The following is a 16375-nucleotide window of genomic DNA, read 5'->3' as shown; positions in this document are numbered from 1 at the left end:
GCTGCGGTTGCACGTCTCGTCATGAAGGTCCTCCCGCCGGGATCGGTGTGGCACCAGGCCCCGCTACGGACCGGGCCCGCACACCACAACGAGTTGAGAACCTTAGGCAGGTGGGCGTTTCTTCGCTGTTTCCTTCCCCTGCGAATGCAGGTCCCCGTCCGCGAGCCCGTCCACATGTGAACAGGCAGGGCTCGCATTCCGGACAAAATTCGCCCCAGGGTGCTATTGGCCGTCTCCGTAACAGTCACACATGTGCCGGAGAAGCGGATTAGGCTCCAAGTGATCCCCGTCACTGAGGGCACCCCTACACATGAGCGATATCGAGCAGAACGAGCCGCCTGCGACCAGGCCGGGTAAGTCGCAGGTCGCCTCAGCGGTGCAGGCGGCGCTGATCGGTGCCCTGGCCGGCGCGTTCGTCACGTGGATCTCCACGCCGTGGCTCGACCTGTTCAGGAGCCAGTCCTTGCACGTCCAGTTGTGGGTATCGCTGGGCGCCGGGGTTCTGGTCGGTGCCGTGGCGCTCATCCCGATGTTGCGCGACCTCATCCAGCGGCATCCGAAGGAGGTCAGGACGGCGCTGTGCGTGCTGGCCGGCGGGGCGCTGGCCACCGGGGTGTGGACCGTGGTCCAGGCGGTCGCCGCGGACGACCAGTGTCCGGCGCCGGCCGAGCTGCGGCTGGTCACCGCGCCCGAGAACGTGACCGAGCTGACCGCGCGCGCCCACAGCTACGTGCGCCAGCACCAGATGGAGGACGGCTGCCCCGTGGTCAGGATGACCGTGGGGGTGGCGCCGCCTCCCATCCACCTCCGTGACGCCTTCGACAACCGGTGGGAGTGGCGGGAGGACCGCCGCGACCAGCCGTACGCCCGCCTCTACGATCTGCAGCCCGACGCCTGGGTCGCCTCCTCCGCGGCCGAGCCGGGCGAGCTCATGGCGGATGACCTGCGCTCGCTCAGCGTCCCGGGGCCGGAGGACGCGGTGGGGCGTGACCAGCTGGTCCTGGCGATGACCGGGCAGCGGCGCGAGGAACTGGGCACGTACATGGACAATCCGGACGGCTATGCGTTCCGCGAGGTGTGGGACACGCTGACCGGGAAGATGGGCATGGCCATCGCGCGGCCGTTCCCCGAGACGTCCGTGGCCGCGCTGATCGCCACCCATGACGTGTTCCACGACCGCGGGCTGCCCGAGTCCCGCTATCTGAAGGCCGAGCAGGAGCTGGTGGAGAACGGCCTCGGCGCGGACACCGTCACCTCGTTGTTGTGCGAGTTCGACCGGCTCGCCGACGAGCCGGGCACCCGCGATCCGAAGATCGCCCTGCTGGTGCCGGGTCACAGCGTGGACGACTTCAACGCGGGCCTGGTCGAAGGCTGCGAAGGGACCGGTGACAGCGCGCGCCTCGTCGCGGTGCGTCACCATGACCTGAGCACGCTCGACTACCAGTTCGTCAAGGTGTCCTGGCCGGACCAGCGGTCGGCCGAGCGGGAGAAGCTGGTCGACCACTTCGGCGCGTGGTTGCGGGCCCACCCGCTCTTCCCCAACGCGCCGGGGCCGGGCGACGGCGAGCTCGACCGCCAGGAGCTCGGGCAGCTGAAGAAGCTGGTGCTGGACGAGCTGCGCCCGAAGCTCGACCTGCGGCTGCTCGTCGACACCTCGGGATCGGCGGACCGCCCGGTGCGGGTCCAGGCCGCCGAGGCGGTGCGGGCCAACAGCAGGCTGCTCGGGCCGCGCGACGGGGTCCAGGTGTTCGGCCTGCACGCGCGTACGAGGAACGGGCCCGCCGAGGTCACCGGCATCGCCGCCGACAGCACCAGGGAGCAGCTCGGCGCCGTGGCCGCGAGCATCGAGAGCACCCCGTTCGACCACTGGGACGCCCCCGCCTCCGCGGGGCTCACGCGGCTGGGGACGGGTGACGAGGCGGTGGCCGCGCCCGTGGTGCTGCTGACCGACGGCAGGTTGTTCGACAACGAGGGCAGGGGCGAGGCGGCGAAGGTGATCGCCCGGGCGCTGGAGGACGCCTCGACGGTCTCGGGCCTGTACGTGGTCGTCTTCGGACAGGACGAGTGTGCCGTGACCACGCTGCCGGGCACGGGCAAGCCGTATCGCTGCGTGACGGCGAGCGAGGGCGCGGACAAGGCGCTCACCCGGGCCATCATCACGGTGCGGGGGTGGCGATGAGGACGTGGTTCCCCCCAGGCTGGCGCGAACGGCTCCGGCGCGGGAACGTGGTGGCGTTCGGCTGCGGGGCCCTGCTGATGGTGCTGCTCCTGACGTGGCAGTCCAGCCTGTCCGCCGGCCCGTCCCAGCCGGACCGGCCCCGGCCGACGATCTCCCCGCCCTCGGTGCCCGCGACGCCTCAGGAGAACTGCGGCGGCAACGACGCCGAGCTCGTCGTGGCCACCGGCGACGACGTCAGCACGGGCAGCGTGCGGCGCGAGGTGATCGAGGAGTGGAACGGGCTGTTGAAGCCGCCCGGGGACCCGCGGGCCAAGCTGCTGGAGCTGTCCGACAGCACCGACGTGCGGCGCGCCCAGATGGCGGCGCTGGCGCAGGCGGGCAGCTGCGCGTACGACGTGCTCGTGCTCGACGTGGCGTGGGTGACCGAGTTCGCCCGGCACGGCTACATCCAGCCGATCGACCTGGAGGGGCGGGACGACCGTTTCCTGTCCGGTCCGCTGCTGGCCGGGCAGATCGACGGCGAGCAGTACGGCGTGCCGTTCGCCGCCGACGCGCCGCTGGAGTACCGGCGGCGTGACGGGCGGTCCGGCGGCTACCTGCTGCAGCTGGACGACAACGAGATGGGCACCATCAACTTCCTGGAGACGATCGAGCTCGGCGGCGGGAAGGTGCTCGACGGCGACGACAGGACCGCCATCGCCCTCGACCTTGAGCCCGACGGCACGTGGCGGGCGCTGAAGTCGTCCAGGCGCACGCTGTCCAGCACGGACGAGAGCGCGGCCGTGCTGCGCGAGTCGCTCCAGATGGACGAGGACGCCAGCGTCGTGGCCTTCAAGGAGGGCGAGGCCGGCGGGCAGCCGGTGTCCTACATGCGCAACTGGCCGATCGCGTTCCACCAGCTGGCGGCGGACCCGCGGATGCGCGCCCCCGACCAGAGGCTGACGTTCGACGTGCACGCGCCGGTCACGCGCGGCGGCGTGCTCGGCGGCTCGGTGCTGGCCGTCTCCCGGCACATCAAGCCGGGCAAGCTGGCCCCCGCCAAGCGCCTGATCGACCGGCTCACCAGCCCGGAGGTGCAGGCCAAGCTGTTCGCCTGCGGCGGTTACTCGCCGGTGCTCACCGAGGTGTACGAGCGGTACGAAGGCGGCGGCGGCCCGTCGTGCCAGCGCCAGGACGGCTCCGACATCACCAATCCGAGCCTGGACGAGCTGGCGAAGCTGGCCGCGGAGACCAGGAAGTCGATCGAGCTGGCCCGGCCGCGGCCGAAGTCGCCCTACTATGCCCAGTTCAGCGAGCTCTTCCGCCGGTGCGCGCGAGGGGTCTGGGAGAACAAGGTGTCGCGGGAGACGTTCTTCGCGTCCGTGGGCGCGCTGGAAGGGGCGCTGAGCGGCCGCGTGCAGGACGACCGCCCGCTCTGCGGAAAGGAAGGCACGTGACGGCCCTGCCGCTGGGACGCATGTGACTAAAGGGACAAAAGTTTCGCTTGTGAGGTTTTGGGGCTGACAATCCCGGTTAGTACGTAGTCGATGACCCTGTGGGAGTACGTCGAGGACCGGTGGGACCTCATCCTCTTCGAGACGGCGCAGCACGCGAGCATGGTCGCCCAGTGTGTCCTGGTGGCGGCCGTCCTCGGCGTGCTCATCGGCGTGGCCACCTACCGCCGCCCGCGGCTGGCGTCGCTGGCCACCGCCTCGTCCGGGGTGTTGTTCACCGTGCCGTCGCTGGCCATGCTGGGCCTGCTGATCCCGGCGCTCGGGCTCGGGGTGGCGCCCAGCGTGACCGCGATCGTGCTGTACGCGCTGCTTCCCATCATCCGCAACACCGTCGTCGGTCTGCAGGGCGTCGACCAGCTCGTGGTCGACGCGGCGCGCGGCATCGGGATGAGCCGGGGGCGGTCGCTGACCAGGATCGAGCTGCCGCTGGCCTGGCCGGTGATCCTCACGGGCATCCGGGTGTCCACGCAGCTCGCCATGGGCATCGGCGCGGTGGCCGCGTACGTGTCGGGGCCGGGGCTGGGTGAGCAGATCTTCTCCGGGCTGGCCCGGCTGGGCGGCGCCAACGCGGTCAACTCCACGCTGACCGGCACGATCGGGGTGGCCATTCTCGCGTTGCTCTTCGACGGCTGCTTCGTGCTGCTCGGGAAGCTGACCGCTCCCGAAGGCCCGCTGAGCCGGCGCTTGACCACAGGAGGCGTCCGTGGCTGACCAGAGCACCACCGGGGTGCCGATCGAGCTGCGCAAGGTGACCAAGGCCTTCCCGGGCGGCGGCGAGCCCGCCGTGCGCGAGCTCGACCTGAACATCCCCGCGGGCGAGATCGTGGTGCTGGTCGGGCCGTCCGGGTGCGGCAAGACCACCACCATGCGCATGATCAACCGCCTGATCGAGCCGACCTCAGGCGACATCGTCATCGACGGCCGCAGCTCCCACGACATCGACCCCGACCGGCTCAGGCGCAACATCGGGTACGTCATCCAGCAGGCCGGCCTGTTCCCCCACATGACGGTGGCCGCGAACATCGCCCAGGTGCCGAAAATGCTCGGCTGGGACCGTGCCCGCATCGCCGAGCGGGTCGACGAACTGCTCACGCTGGTGGGCCTGGACGCCGAGGCGTACCGCGACACCTTCCCGCGCCGGCTCTCCGGCGGTCAGCAGCAGCGCGTCGGCGTCGCCAGGGCGCTGGCCGCCGACCCGCCCGTGCTGCTCATGGACGAGCCGTTCGGCGCCCTCGACCCCATCAGCCGCGAACGCCTGCAGGACGAGCTCCTGGGGCTCCAGGACGACCTGGCCAAGACGATCGTCTTCGTCACGCACGACATCGACGAGGCGCTGAAGATCGGCGACCACATCGCGATCATGAAGGCGCCCGGCCACATCGTGCAGTACGCCACCCCCGCCGAGATCCTCACGAATCCGGCCGACGGCTACGTCGAGCAGTTTCTCGGCGCCGGGTCCTCGATGCGGCTGCTGCGCCTGACCAAGGTGGGCGACATCGAGGTGGACCAGGTGCCGTACGCGTCGGAGGACGCCGACGCGGCCGCGGTGCTCGTCGAGATCGAGCGCGACGGCCGGGGGTACGCGCTGATCACGGACGGGATGCGGCGGCCGCTGCGCTGGGTCAGCGCCGAGCAGCTCCAAGGGGTCGAGGGGCCCGTCGGCTCGGCCGGCGACGCGATCACCGGCACCCTCGGCCACCGGATGACGCTGCAGGACGCCCTGGAGGCGCTGCTCAACGCCGACAACGACGTGGTGCCCGTGGTCGGCAGGCGCCGGGCGTACGCGGGGGCGCTGTCGCTGAGCACCGTGCAGAACGCGATCCAGGCGATCAAGACCAGGGAACGCGAGCGCCGCCTGCACCGCAACCACCCCGGGGGAAGCGGATGACCGCTCCCACGGCCGCCGCCGACGAAGCCGTCCGCCCGGAGCCGCGGCTCGGCCGCTCCTGGCACATCGTGCTGCCGCTCCTCTGCTATCTGGCCGTGGGCGCGGCCATGGTCATCTACACGCAGTCGGTGCCGCTCGACGGCATCGAGCGCGGCTCGCTCAACCTGCCCTACATCTTCGGCCGCACGTGGGAGCACATCCAGCTGGTGTTCTACTCGACCGTGCTGGTGCTGCTGGTGGCGCTGCCGCTGGGCATCCTGCTCACCAGGGGCGCGATGCGCCGGGCGACACCGTTCGTGCTGGCTCTGGTCAACCTCGGCCAGGCCACTCCTGCGGTGGGGATGGTCGTGCTGCTGGCGGTGCTCTTCCAGATCGGCTTCTGGACGGCGGTCGCGGCCCTGTTCGCCTACAGCCTGCTGCCCACGCTCCGCAACACCATGGTCGGCCTGCAGCAGGTGGACTGGCGGCTGATCGACGCCGGCCGGGGCATCGGCATGTCGGCGGCCAGGGTGCTGTTCAAGGTGGAGCTGCCGATGGCCGCGCCGGTCATCCTGTCGGGCATCAGGACCACGCTCGTGCTGAACGTCGGCACGGCCAGCATCGCCGCCTTCATCGGCGCGGGCGGGCTCGGCGACCTGATCACCACGGGTGTGAGCACGCAGCGCAACCTGGTGCTGGTCACCGGGTGTGTGCTGATCGCCGTGCTGGCACTGATCATCGACTGGGTGGGCGGGCTCGCGCAGCGGGTCCTCGCCCCGAAGGGCCTGTCGTGAGAGCGTTCCTGGCCCTGCTGCTCGTCCTGGCGATGGCCGGGTGCGGGCTGCAGCCGGCGTCGTCGTTCGTGCCGCCGGTCGAGCCGGCCGGCATCCAGCCCCTCCCCTCGCTGGAGGGCACGCGGGTGCGGGTGACGTCCAAGGAGTTCACCGAGCAGCTCGTGCTCGGCAAGATCGCGGTGCTCGCCCTCACCGCCGCCGGCGCCGACGTGGCCGACCAGACGAACGTGCAGGGCAGCGTGAACGCCCGCGCCTCCCTGACCCGCGGCGACGCCGACCTCATGTGGGAGTACACCGGCACCGGCTGGATCACCTACCTCGGCCAGACCAGGACCCTGCCCGACCCGCACGAGCAGTACGTCGCGGTCCGCGACCTGGACCTGCGCGAGAACGGCATCGTCTGGCTGCCGCCCGCGCCGCTGAACAACAGCTACGCCATGGGCGTCACCCGAGCCACGTCCCAGAAGTGGGGCGTGAAGACGATCTCGGACATCATGAAGATCCCGGCGAACGAGCGCACGTTCTGCGTCGACCACGAGACCTTCGGCCGCGACGACGGCTTCCTCGGCATGGTCAAGGCGTACGGCATGAATTACGGCAAGGAGGTCCCGAGGGCGAACGTGCGCCGGGTGTCGGTGGGCGTGCTCTACAACTCCGTCGCCAGCGGCCAGTGCGCCGTGGGCATGGTGACCACGACCGACGGCCGGGTCCAGGCACTCGACCTGGTGCTGCTCGAGGACGACAAGAAGTTCTTCCCCAGCTACAACGCCGCCGTGACCATGCGGCGCGAGCTGGCCGACGCGCACCCCGAGATCGCGAAGATCTTCGCACCCATCAGCGCCAAGCTGACCGACGACGTCATGCGCGGTCTCAACGCCCAGGTGGACGTGGACGGCGACGTGCCCGCCCTGGTGGCGCGCGACTGGCTGCGGGCCGAGGGTTTCGTCCGGTAGGGCGTTAACCACGCCCGCACGCGGGCAGCCGCTGGGCATGTCGCAAACACCACCCGCCCAGAACCAGCCGTACCCGGGCCGTACGGAGGAGATGGCCCCTGAGCCGCGCGACGAGATGCGCGACTACGCGGGCCGTGGCCTGCTGAACGGCAGGAAGGCGCTGATCACCGGCGGCGACTCCGGCATCGGCCGGGCGGTCGCCGTGGCCTTCGCCAAGGAGGGCGCCGACGTCGCGATCGCGTACCTCAGCGAGCACGAGGACGCCGCGCACACCGGCAAGCTGGTGGAGGCGGCCGGGCGGCGCTGCGTGCTCCTGCCCGGCGACCTGGGCGACCGTGACCACTGCGCCTCCGTCGTCGAGCAGACCGTGGCGGAGCTGGGCGGTCTGGACGTCCTGGTGAACAACGTGGCCTACCAGGCGCCCGTCGACGGCCTGGAGGAGCTGACCGACGAGCAGTGGGAGCACACGTTCGCGGTCAACATCCACAGCTACTTCCGCGTCACTAAGGCCGCGCTCCCCCACCTGCGCGAGGGGAGCGCGATCATCAACACCTCCTCGATCAACGGCCTGCGCGGCAACAAGACGCTCATCGACTATTCCGCCACCAAGGGCGCCATCAACGCCTTCACCTACGCCATGGCCCAGAACCTGGTCGACCGCGGCATCCGGATCAACGCCGTGGCGCCGGGCCCGGTCTGGACGCCGCTGATCCCGGCGACCCTGCCGGAGGAGAAGGTGGGCTCGTTCGGCGAGCACGTGCCGATGGGCCGGCCCGCCGACCCGGACGAGATCGCTCCCTCGTACGTGTTCTTCGCCTCCGGCCGGATGTCGTCGTACTACACGGGCGAGGTGCTGGCCCCGATCGGCGGGGAGACGCTGCCCGGTTAGGGCGAGACGCTGCCCGGTTCGTCCGCCATCGGCAGGTAGACCCTGCCGCCGCGCCTGGTGAACTCGGCCGCCTTCTCCGCCATGCCGGCCTCGATCGCCTCCTTCGTGTCCAGCCCGTGCTCGTCGGCGTAGCGCCGCACGTCGTGGCTGATGCGCATGGAGCAGAACTTGGGGCCGCACATCGAGCAGAAGTGGGCGGTCTTGGCCGGGGCGGCGGGCAGGGTCTCGTCGTGGAACCCGCGCGCCGTGTCGGGGTCGAGCGACAGGTCGAACTGGTCCTCCCACCGGAACTCGAACCGCGCGTCCGACAGCGCGTCGTCCCACGCCTGCGCCCCGGGGTGGCCCTTGGCGAGGTCCGCGGCGTGGGCGGCGATCTTGTACGTGATCACTCCGATCTTGACGTCGTCCTTGTTCGGCAGGCCGAGGTGCTCCTTGGGGGTGACGTAGCAGAGCATGGCGGTGCCGTACCAGCCGATCATGGCGGCCCCGATGCCCGAGGTGATGTGGTCGTATCCGGGGGCGACGTCCGTGACGAGCGGGCCCAGGGTGTAGAACGGCGCGTCGTCGCAGAGCTCGCGCTGCAGGTCGACGTTCTCCTTGATCTTGTGCATGGGCACGTGCCCCGGGCCCTCGATCATCACCTGGACGTCGTGGGCCCGCGCGATCGTGGTCAGCTCGCCGAGCGTGCGCAACTCGGCGAACTGCGCCTCGTCGTTGGCGTCCGCGATCGAGCCGGGGCGCAGCCCGTCGCCGAGGGAGAACGACACGTCGTAGCGGGCCAGGAGCTCGCACATCTCGTCGAAGTGCTCGTACAGGAAGCTCTCGCGGTGGTGCGCCAGGCACCAGGCGGCCATGATCGAGCCCCCGCGCGAGACGATCCCGGTCTTGCGGCGGGCGGTGAGCGGCACGTACGCCAGCCGCACCCCCGCGTGCACGGTCACGTAGTCGACGCCCTGCTCGCACTGCTCGATCAGGGTGTCGCGGTAGACCTCCCACGACAGCGCCTCCGGGCGGCCCTTCACCTTCTCCAGCGCCTGGTAGATGGGCACGGTCCCGACCGGCACCGGCGAGTTGCGGATGATCCACTCGCGGGTCTCATGGATGTCGGGCCCGGTGGACAGGTCCATGATCGTGTCGGCGCCCCACCGGGTGGCCCAGGTCATCTTCTCGACCTCCTCCTCGATGGAGGAGGTCACGGCGGAGTTGCCGATGTTGGCATTGATCTTCACGAGGAAGTTGCGGCCGATGATCATCGGCTCGGTCTCGGGGTGGTTGACGTTGGCGGGGATGATGGCCCGGCCCGCGGCCACCTCCTGGCGTACGAACTCGGGGGTGACGCCCTCCCGCACGGCCACGAACTCCATCTCCTTGGTGACCAGCCCCTGCTTGGCGCAGGCCACCTGGGTCACGGGCGCTCCCGTCGCGCGCCGCTCGGCGACCCACGGCTCGCGCAGGCGCGCCAGCCCGCGCCGCACGTCGGTCTCGACGTACGGGTCGGTGTACGGGCCCGAGGTGTCGTAGAGCGTCACCGACGAGCCGTCGGAGAGGTGCACCTGGCGCCTGGGGACGCGGAGGTCGCCTTCGTAGATCTTGGTAAAGGTGGGGACACGCGCGTCAGTCATCGCGCAAACTCCCTTCGCCGGCATTACCCGGAGCAGGTTCTGGCGGTCGGCGGCTGTCAGCCGTCCTCTCAGCCCGGTCTGCACCGGGCTCCCGCGTTGGACGGCGGTGATCGTACCCACACCGCGGCCAGGACGAAACATGGCATCATCCGCAAAATGGAAGATCCCACGTCAAAGACCGCTGCCACCTACGACCACATCGCGCCCGCCTTCGCCGCCCGCACCGAGCACCCCGACGCCGGCCTCCAGGCCTTCAGGCAGCGCTTCGCCGACGCCGTGCCCGCCGGAGAAACGGTCGCCGACCTGGGATGCGGGCCGGGAAGGGACGCGGCCTGGCTGGGCGAGCGCGGGCTGCGGGTCGTCGGCGTGGACCGCTCGGCCGCCATGGCCGGGCTGGCCGCCGCCCGCGGCGTCCCCGCCGTGCTGGGCGACCTGCGCCGGCCGCCCGTGGCCCCCGGCTCGCTCGCCGGTCTGTGGTCGGTAGCGGCCCTCCTCCACGTGCCCGCCGCCGAGACCGAGGCCACGCTGCGCGCCTGGCGGGCGGCCCTGCGTACGGGCGGCGTGCTGGGTCTGAGCACCTCGACGGGCGACACGGAGGGCTGGGAGGAAGTTCCGAGCGAGGCCGGCCGGCACCGCTGGTTCGTCCACCGCGACCCCGGCACGCTCCTGCGCCTCCTCGGCGCGGCCGGATTCGAGACCGTCGAGCACGGCCTGAACACCGCCGGGCGCACGTGGCTGAGCGTCCTGGCGATCAAGCGCGAGGTTTGACGACCGTCTCCAGCGGTACCAACCCCACCGGGGGGACTATGAAAAAGATCGCCGCTGTCGCAGGACTCGTGCTTCTGGCCACGTTCGGCGCCCCCGCCGCCCATGGCGACGGGACAGACCAGCGCGAGGTGAGCGAGGAGCAATACCAGACGCTGCTCGCCCAGTGCCGCTACGCCGACACGGGCAAGGCGCGTTGCCGCTCGACGGTCAAGGAGATCTTCCGCATCGGCGAAAGGGACGCCGAACTCGACTGCCGTACGTACGCCGGCGTGACCGTGTGCGGCACGCTCAAGCTCAGCGAGGCCGAGCGCGCGTGCATCCGCGACTCCAGGGAGCACGGCATCTCGTTCCGCCGCGCCGAAGTGGAGTGCTACGCGTTCTCCTGAGAGGCTGACGCCATGATCATCGTCGGAGTCGACGGCTCGCGCGCCGGACTGGAGGCCGCCGGCTGGGCGGCCACGGAGGCGGCGCTGCGCCGTACCCGGCTGACCGTGGCCCACGCGGTGCCGCGGTGGGTGTGCGAGGAGCTGGCCGCCCGCTACGCCGAGGTCGCCCGGTGGATGCGCGACGAGGCGAACTCGGTGCTCGCCGCGGCCCGCGACCGGGCGCTCCGCGAACGCCCCGCGATCGCCGTCGAGACCACCCTGCTGCCCGGCGACCCCCGCACGGCGCTGATCAAGGCCACCGAACAGGCCGAACTCCTGGTCGTCGGCGGCCACGGCATCGGCGGCGTCCGCGGGCTGCTGGTCGGATCCGTCGCCCACGGGGTCGCCGCCCACGCCCGTACGAACGTCGTCGTGGTCGGCGAGCGGCCCGCGACGCCGCGTGGCGAGATCGTGGCCGGCACCGACGGCTCACCTCCCGGCCTGCGGGCGCTCGACTTCGCCTTCGCAGAGGCCGAACTGCGCGAGGCCCGGCTGCGGGTCGTGCAGGCGTGGGCGTGGCCGCGGCCCGGCGGCTTCGTCCCCGCCGACCCCGAGAACGAGCAGCACACCCTGCAGCAGCTCCAGGACCTGCTGGCCGAGCGCCAGGAGCGGCACCCGGACGTGGACGTGGTGCCCGAGGTCGTGCACGGCCACCCCATCGAGGTGCTGAAGGAGGCGGCCGAGGGCGCCGACCTGCTCGTGGTCGGCTCGCGCGGGCACGGGCAGCTCGCCGGCATGTTGCTCGGCTCGATCAGCCAGGCCCTGCTGCACCACTCCCCCTGCCCCCTCGCCGTGGTGCGGGTCTGACCTCGGGGGCGCGGTGCGGGCGTGACCGTCGGGGTGGTGCGGGCCTGACTCCTGCCTGGAGCGGCCTGACTCTATGCCTGGTGCGGGCCTGAAAGTTACATCCGTCGCCGCAGGTCACCGGGCCGGGCGTGCGCGCTTGCTTCCCGCCGCGGACCGGCGCTTCTTACCATCTGCGCAGGCGACGACGGGAGAGCAGACGATGCGCAGGATCAGCGCCGTGCTCGCGGCGATGCTGGCCGCGGCCGCCGCGGTGTTATTCGCGACGACCGTGCCCGCCGGCGCCGCCGCGACCAGGATCATGCCCCTGGGCGACTCGATCACCGGCTCCCCCGGCTGCTGGCGGGCGCTGCTCTGGAACAGGCTCCAGAACGCCGGCCACACGAACATCGACTTCGTCGGCACCCTCCCGCCACAGGGCTGCGGCGTCGCCCACGACGGCGACAACGAGGGCCACGGCGGCTTCCTGGCCACCAACGTCGCCGCCCAGAACCAGCTGCCCGGCTGGCTCTCCACGACCCGGCCCGACGTCGTGCTCATGCACTTCGGCACGAACGACGTGTGGAGCGACATCGCTCCGGCGACGATCCTGGGCGCGTTCACCACGCTGGCGAACCAGATGCGGGCGAGCAACCCCGCCATGAAGATCCTCGTCGCCAAGATCATCCCCATGAACCCGTCCAGCTGCGCCGACTGCGCCCAGCGGGTCGTGGCCTTCAACAACGCCATCCCCGCCTGGGCCGCAGCCACCACCACCGAGCAGTCGCCGATCACGGTCGTCGACCAGTGGACGGGGTTCAGCACGGCCACGGACACCTACGACGGGGTGCACCCCAACGCCGCAGGCGACCAGAAGATGGCCGACACGTGGTATCCGGCGCTGGTGGACGCCCTGGCCGGCCCTGGCCCCGACCCCTCCGACACGCCCACGCCCCAGCCTCCGGGCGGCTGCACGGCCGCGTACAGGAACGCCGGCCAGTGGCAGGGCGGCTTCCAGGGCGAGGTCACCGTCACGAACACCGGCACGGCTCCCATGAACGGGTGGGAGGTGCGGTGGACGTTCGCCGACGGGCAGCGGATCAGCCAGATCTGGAACGGCACGCTGAGCGCCGGCGGCTCGTCGGTGATCGTGCGCGACGCCGGCTGGAACGGCACGCTCGCGCCCGGCGCCGCGACCACGTTCGGCTTCCTGGCCTCGTGGAACGGCGCCAACCCCGCACCCGCCCCCACCTGCTCCTAATCGGCGGTGATCGGTGCCAGCCGGGGCCCCGCGAGGCGTACGTAGTCGTCGGTGGCCAGCGCCATCGAGCGGTCGAGGCGGGCGGCGTTGAAGTAGATCTCGGGCTGCTCCAGCAGCGCCGGGTCGGCCACCAACTCGAGGCGGGGATCGAAGCTGAACGGCAGCACGGTGCCGCTGACGCTGCCCGCCAGCTCCTCGGCCTTGTCCTTGCCGGCGAAGGCGACGTACGTGCCGTCGTGCAGCGCCTTGACCGCCTGCAGGTCGAGCCGGGCATCGCCGGGGACGACGGCCAGCACGTGACGGGTCTGCTTCTTGCCGACCTTGACCATCACGATCAGGCACTTGGCCGCCTGCGCCACGTCGTTGCCGCGCAGGACGCTGACCTCCTCGGTGCGCCCCTCGGGCGCGTGGTCGATCAGCCGGTAGCGCGCCTTCGCGGTGTCCATGTCGGCGATCAGCCGGTCGTAGGCGGCGTTCGGCTCACCAGTCACCGTTCAGCATCTCCTTCGCCGCGGCGATCCGGTCCTCGTCGCGCTGGTAGAACACCCACTGCTTGATCTTCCTGCCGCGGATCAGCCCCGCCTTGGCGAGCACCTTGAGGTGCTCGCCGCAGGCGGGCTGGCTCACGCCGAGCTTCTCGGCGACGAACAGCGAGCAGACCCCGTCGCGTACGAGGTCGCCGTCGCGCTGCGGCGGGAAGTGGCGCTCGGGGTCGCGCATCCATTCGAGGATCAGCAGCCGCTTCTCATTGGCCAGCGCCTTGACCAGGTCGACATCCAGCACCAAAGCATTATGGCAATAAGCTAATTCCCTGTCTACTGCCGCTTCCGGCAGGGGAGGCTTCGCCCGCGCATTCGTGTCAACCGCGCTCTCCCCCAGCAGGAGGAGGCTTCGCCCGCACATCCGCGTCCACCGCCGTCTCCCCCGCCAGGGGGAGGCCACGCACGCGCGGCCGCCATAGCTTGTCGGCCATGAGACCACACGCCCGGCCGGCCCTGCTGACCGCGGGTTTCGCAGGAGCCGCCGCGCTGGCGCTGGTGGCGCCGGGAAACCTCGTCATGCGGCTGGCGTTCGGCAAGCTCGACGATCCGGCACTCGGCCGGCAGCTCCTGCTCACCACCCTGGGCGTGCTGCTCGCCCTGGCCACCGTGCGTTACGGCACGCGCCCCCGCCCCCTCTCCCGCGAACGCGGACCCGGCGGCACCGTACGGCCCGCACGCTGGGCCAGGGCGGCTACCTGGGCGGCGGCCGGCGTGCCGGTGCTGGGGTTCTCCGTACCGCACCTGCTGTGGGGGCTCGGCGTGCCGTTCGGCGTGGCGGGACCCTCCGCGGCCGGGCTCGCGGAGCTTCACGACTCGCCGGTGTACTGGGGGCTGCTCGTCGCGGGGCCGGTGACCGGAGGCCTGCTCACGCTCGGGCTGATCAGCCGATGGGGCCAGATCGTGCCCGGGTGGGTGCCGTGGGCCGGCGGCCGGCGGGTACCGGCCGGCCTCGCCGTCGTCCCGGCCGCCACAGTAGGGCTGCTCGTCGGCCAGTACGGGGCGATGATGACGGGCTGCCTGGCGTTCGGCATCACGCGCACGTGCGCACCCGAGGGCGGCGCCGAGGTTCTCGACGGCAGCTGGGCGTTCGCCGGGACGTACCCGGTCTTTCTGGCGTGGGGGGTGTGCCTGCTCGGCGCCGCGCTCGGATACGTCCACACCCGGCGCTCCTAGGGGGCGTCCCCGTGCTGCCTGCTGAGCGACAAACCGTGCTCGTCGGCGAAGGCCCGCCGGCACAGGCCGTGGCAGAAGCCGTACAGGGTGCCCTGGTGAACGAGGGTCAGGGGAGTGTCGAGATCCACGCTCATGCCGCAGATCGGGTCGATCAGCTTGTCGTCCACCTGGGGCGGCGCCTCACGGTCGGACGCGCCGTCGCGGTAGGGGCGTGAGACGAGCTCGGTGAGATCCATGCTGTCCATGACCCTCCCGTGGATCCCGATGCCGCCCTCGGTGATGCCCTCGACGAGGATCACCGCGTGGGGTTCGCGTCGCACGCGTTCGGGATCGCGGCCGGCCTCCCGCTCGGTTTCGGCCAGGATGCCGGTGATGGTCTTCACCATGTGCTCGCACACGTCCTTGCGCCACGACGCCGGCACCGTGACGCGTACCAGATAGCGCGGCGGAGCCGCGGGGTCCGCCGCCGGCCGCTGACCGAGAATCCAGGTCGCCGGCTCGTGCACGAGCACCTGCGTGATCAGACGTTGCGCATCGATGATCTCCATGGCATGGCTGTCGTCCTCGACCATCAGCGTGTCGATGAGCCGACGCCCCAGCACCTGGCGTTCGTCCTCGCTCAGAGCTCCCCCGGGAACGAATACGTCGATCAGCAGCATGGCGCTTCACCCAACCCTTCGGAACAGACTTCTCCGCGCGCCACCACAATGCCCGGGAGGGGTATACGAAGCATCCGACGGGAGGAGCATCTCTTCCCTACTGCGGGGGAAGTAGTCCGAGGTGCATATGCGACGCCGCCCGCACACACCAGGGCCGGCGGCCCTCGCACCCCACCTCCGCAGGCCAGCTAGGAGGCCTGCACCACAGGAGCGCCCTCACTGGCCTGCACCAGAACGAACCCCTGCCCGTTGAACGCCAGCTGCATGGCCTCGCCGCTCCCCCGTCCGATCAGCGCCCCCGCCTTCACCGTCCTGTTCACTCCTACCTGCAGGCTGGTGCTCCAGCACACGGCGGACTGCCCATCGGCGTACGTCGGCATCTGCGCGGCGTCGAGCAACACCGGCGTGCCGTGCGTCGTCACCGCCACCCACCCGGTGCCGTTGATCGTCGTGTTGAACAGCCCACCCGCCGCGACGCCGGCGCCCTGGACGCGCTGGATGTCCCACGACAGCTGCGGCTGGAAGGCCAGCAGGTTTCGCCCGTTGACCGTGAGCCCTTCGTTCTCCAGGAAGAACAGATGGATGTCGTCGGCGTTGTCGGCGAGATAGAGCAGCCCTTCGCCGCGCACCCGCATCAGCGACGCGCCCTCGCCCGTCATGGCCTTCTTGAACAGCTTGCCGATGCCGCCCGAACCTTCGTAGTCGAAGTCCATCCTCCCCTGGAAGGCGACCATCGAGCCCTGCTTGGCCAGCACTTCGGGCAACTGCACCCTGAGCATCTTGCCGTTCTGGAGGGCGAAGCCGGGGGGCAGCGGCTGGGCGTCGAGGTTTCCGAAGATTGAGCTACGCACGTTATCTACCTTTCGAGAAGCTGTGCCCGCCAGCGTACGGAAAATCCCCCACGACCGCGTACACGCTCACCGCCGCCCGTCACCCCGACCCGCGAACCCACCGCGCCCACTCACCC

The 16375-nt window shown here is 71.0% G+C and carries 17 protein-coding genes and 1 riboswitch; of the genes, 12 read left to right on the top strand and 5 right to left on the bottom strand.

The features are described 5' to 3' along the window. The first annotated feature begins 310 nt into the window (after positions 1-310). The 7 genes from E1292_RS28165 to E1292_RS28135 all read left to right on the top strand — a co-directional run bounded on the left by E1292_RS28165 (position 311) and on the right by E1292_RS28135 (position 8175). Positions 311-2179 (top strand): vWA domain-containing protein, encoded by a 1869-nt coding sequence (locus E1292_RS28165; RefSeq protein ID WP_132598266.1) that lies wholly within the window; start codon positions 311-313, stop codon positions 2177-2179. Further along, positions 2176-3615, top strand: coding sequence for a type 2 periplasmic-binding domain-containing protein (locus tag E1292_RS28160; protein ID WP_132598264.1), 1440 nt, complete (start codon positions 2176-2178; stop codon positions 3613-3615). Before E1292_RS28165 ends, E1292_RS28160 begins: the two co-directional genes overlap by 4 nt. 90 nt (positions 3616-3705) lie before the next feature. Then, on the top strand, positions 3706-4383 hold the full coding sequence (locus E1292_RS28155; RefSeq protein WP_132598262.1) for an ABC transporter permease: 678 nt from the start codon (positions 3706-3708) through the stop codon (positions 4381-4383). Beyond that, the gene (locus E1292_RS28150) at positions 4376-5560 is read left to right on the top strand and encodes an ABC transporter ATP-binding protein (RefSeq protein WP_132598260.1); all 1185 of its coding nucleotides are present in this window, start codon (positions 4376-4378) and stop codon (positions 5558-5560) included. The genes E1292_RS28155 and E1292_RS28150 overlap by 8 nt, the downstream gene beginning before the upstream one ends. After that, positions 5557-6333, top strand: coding sequence for an ABC transporter permease (locus E1292_RS28145; RefSeq protein ID WP_132598258.1), 777 nt, complete (start codon positions 5557-5559; stop codon positions 6331-6333). The genes E1292_RS28150 and E1292_RS28145 overlap by 4 nt, the downstream gene beginning before the upstream one ends. Continuing rightward, the gene (locus tag E1292_RS28140; protein ID WP_246090385.1) at positions 6330-7286 is read left to right on the top strand and encodes a glycine betaine ABC transporter substrate-binding protein; all 957 of its coding nucleotides are present in this window, start codon (positions 6330-6332) and stop codon (positions 7284-7286) included. Before E1292_RS28145 ends, E1292_RS28140 begins: the two co-directional genes overlap by 4 nt. A gap of 37 nt (positions 7287-7323) precedes the next feature. Further along, positions 7324-8175: an SDR family oxidoreductase gene (locus E1292_RS28135; RefSeq protein WP_132598256.1), complete on the top strand. Its 852-nt coding sequence runs from the start codon at positions 7324-7326 to the stop codon at positions 8173-8175. Here the strand turns inward: E1292_RS28135 and thiC are convergent. Further along, positions 8172-9797: a phosphomethylpyrimidine synthase ThiC gene (gene thiC, locus E1292_RS28130; protein ID WP_132598254.1), complete on the bottom strand. Its 1626-nt coding sequence runs from the start codon at positions 9795-9797 to the stop codon at positions 8172-8174. The two genes, E1292_RS28135 and thiC, sit on opposite strands and share 4 nt — an antisense overlap. Beyond that, a riboswitch (TPP riboswitch) is annotated at positions 9790-9902 on the bottom strand. (Overlaps the previous gene by 8 nt.) A gap of 51 nt (positions 9903-9953) precedes the next feature. On the opposite strand from thiC, the gene E1292_RS28125 reads away from it, so the two are divergent. The 4 genes from E1292_RS28125 (at position 9954) to E1292_RS28110 (ending at position 13034) form a co-directional block, all read left to right on the top strand. Next, positions 9954-10565: a class I SAM-dependent methyltransferase gene (locus tag E1292_RS28125; protein ID WP_132598252.1), complete on the top strand. Its 612-nt coding sequence runs from the start codon at positions 9954-9956 to the stop codon at positions 10563-10565. A gap of 38 nt (positions 10566-10603) precedes the next feature. After that, positions 10604-10951, top strand: a complete 348-nt coding sequence (locus tag E1292_RS28120) for a hypothetical protein (protein WP_246090384.1) — start codon at positions 10604-10606, stop codon at positions 10949-10951. Between the two features lie 12 nt (positions 10952-10963). Next, a complete protein-coding gene (locus E1292_RS28115; RefSeq protein WP_132598250.1) occupies positions 10964-11797 on the top strand; it encodes a universal stress protein in 834 nt (277 codons plus the stop codon). A gap of 199 nt (positions 11798-11996) precedes the next feature. Beyond that, a complete protein-coding gene (locus tag E1292_RS28110) occupies positions 11997-13034 on the top strand; it encodes a cellulose binding domain-containing protein (RefSeq protein WP_132598248.1) in 1038 nt (345 codons plus the stop codon). Here E1292_RS28110 and E1292_RS28105 read toward each other — a convergent pair. Together E1292_RS28105 and E1292_RS28100 are read right to left on the bottom strand one after the other, a co-directional pair. Then, positions 13031-13525 (bottom strand): YbaK/prolyl-tRNA synthetase associated domain-containing protein, encoded by a 495-nt coding sequence (locus E1292_RS28105; protein WP_246090383.1) that lies wholly within the window; start codon positions 13523-13525, stop codon positions 13031-13033. The genes E1292_RS28110 and E1292_RS28105 overlap by 4 nt on opposite strands. Then, positions 13515-13817 carry an ArsR/SmtB family transcription factor gene (locus E1292_RS28100; RefSeq protein ID WP_132598246.1) on the bottom strand — a complete coding sequence of 101 codons (303 nt, stop codon included), beginning with the start codon at positions 13815-13817 and terminating at the stop codon, positions 13515-13517. The genes E1292_RS28105 and E1292_RS28100 overlap by 11 nt, the downstream gene beginning before the upstream one ends. Before the next feature lie 188 nt (positions 13818-14005). Here E1292_RS28100 and E1292_RS28095 point away from each other — a divergent pair, with 188 nt between their 5' ends. Then, positions 14006-14749, top strand: a complete 744-nt coding sequence (locus E1292_RS28095) for a hypothetical protein (protein WP_132598244.1) — start codon at positions 14006-14008, stop codon at positions 14747-14749. Here E1292_RS28095 and E1292_RS28090 read toward each other — a convergent pair. Together E1292_RS28090 and E1292_RS28085 are read right to left on the bottom strand one after the other, a co-directional pair. Beyond that, positions 14746-15408, bottom strand: a complete 663-nt coding sequence (locus E1292_RS28090; protein WP_132598242.1) for a hypothetical protein — start codon at positions 15406-15408, stop codon at positions 14746-14748. The genes E1292_RS28095 and E1292_RS28090 overlap by 4 nt on opposite strands. A 188-nt stretch (positions 15409-15596) precedes the next feature. Further along, positions 15597-16259, bottom strand: coding sequence for an AIM24 family protein (locus E1292_RS28085; protein ID WP_181958307.1), 663 nt, complete (start codon positions 16257-16259; stop codon positions 15597-15599). Positions 16260-16375 lie beyond the last annotated feature (116 nt).

The sequence above is a fragment of the Nonomuraea deserti genome (assembly GCF_004348685.1).
Taxonomy (GTDB): Bacteria; Actinomycetota; Actinomycetes; order Streptosporangiales; family Streptosporangiaceae; genus Nonomuraea; species Nonomuraea deserti.
The sequence above is the reverse complement of the archived record's forward strand: the minus strand, read 5'-3'. Positions and strand labels throughout refer to the sequence as shown.

What these genes read in the sequence shown, in the direction of transcription:
- E1292_RS28165 (WP_132598266.1), top strand. Translation starts at nt 311, where the DNA reads ATGAGCGATATCGAGCAGAACGAGCCGCCTGCGACCAGGCCGGGTAAG.
- E1292_RS28160 (WP_132598264.1), top strand. Translation starts at nt 2,176, where the DNA reads ATGAGGACGTGGTTCCCCCCAGGCTGGCGCGAACGGCTCCGGCGCGGG.
- E1292_RS28155 (WP_132598262.1), top strand. Translation starts at nt 3,706, where the DNA reads ATGACCCTGTGGGAGTACGTCGAGGACCGGTGGGACCTCATCCTCTTC.
- E1292_RS28145 (WP_132598258.1), top strand. Translation starts at nt 5,557, where the DNA reads ATGACCGCTCCCACGGCCGCCGCCGACGAAGCCGTCCGCCCGGAGCCG.
- E1292_RS28135 (WP_132598256.1), top strand. Translation starts at nt 7,324, where the DNA reads ATGTCGCAAACACCACCCGCCCAGAACCAGCCGTACCCGGGCCGTACG.
- thiC (WP_132598254.1), bottom strand. Translation starts at nt 9,797, where the DNA reads ATGACTGACGCGCGTGTCCCCACCTTTACCAAGATCTACGAAGGCGAC.
- E1292_RS28125 (WP_132598252.1), top strand. Translation starts at nt 9,954, where the DNA reads ATGGAAGATCCCACGTCAAAGACCGCTGCCACCTACGACCACATCGCG.
- E1292_RS28120 (WP_246090384.1), top strand. Translation starts at nt 10,604, where the DNA reads ATGAAAAAGATCGCCGCTGTCGCAGGACTCGTGCTTCTGGCCACGTTC.
- E1292_RS28115 (WP_132598250.1), top strand. Translation starts at nt 10,964, where the DNA reads ATGATCATCGTCGGAGTCGACGGCTCGCGCGCCGGACTGGAGGCCGCC.
- E1292_RS28110 (WP_132598248.1), top strand. Translation starts at nt 11,997, where the DNA reads ATGCGCAGGATCAGCGCCGTGCTCGCGGCGATGCTGGCCGCGGCCGCC.
- E1292_RS28095 (WP_132598244.1), top strand. Translation starts at nt 14,006, where the DNA reads ATGAGACCACACGCCCGGCCGGCCCTGCTGACCGCGGGTTTCGCAGGA.
- E1292_RS28090 (WP_132598242.1), bottom strand. Translation starts at nt 15,408, where the DNA reads ATGCTGCTGATCGACGTATTCGTTCCCGGGGGAGCTCTGAGCGAGGAC.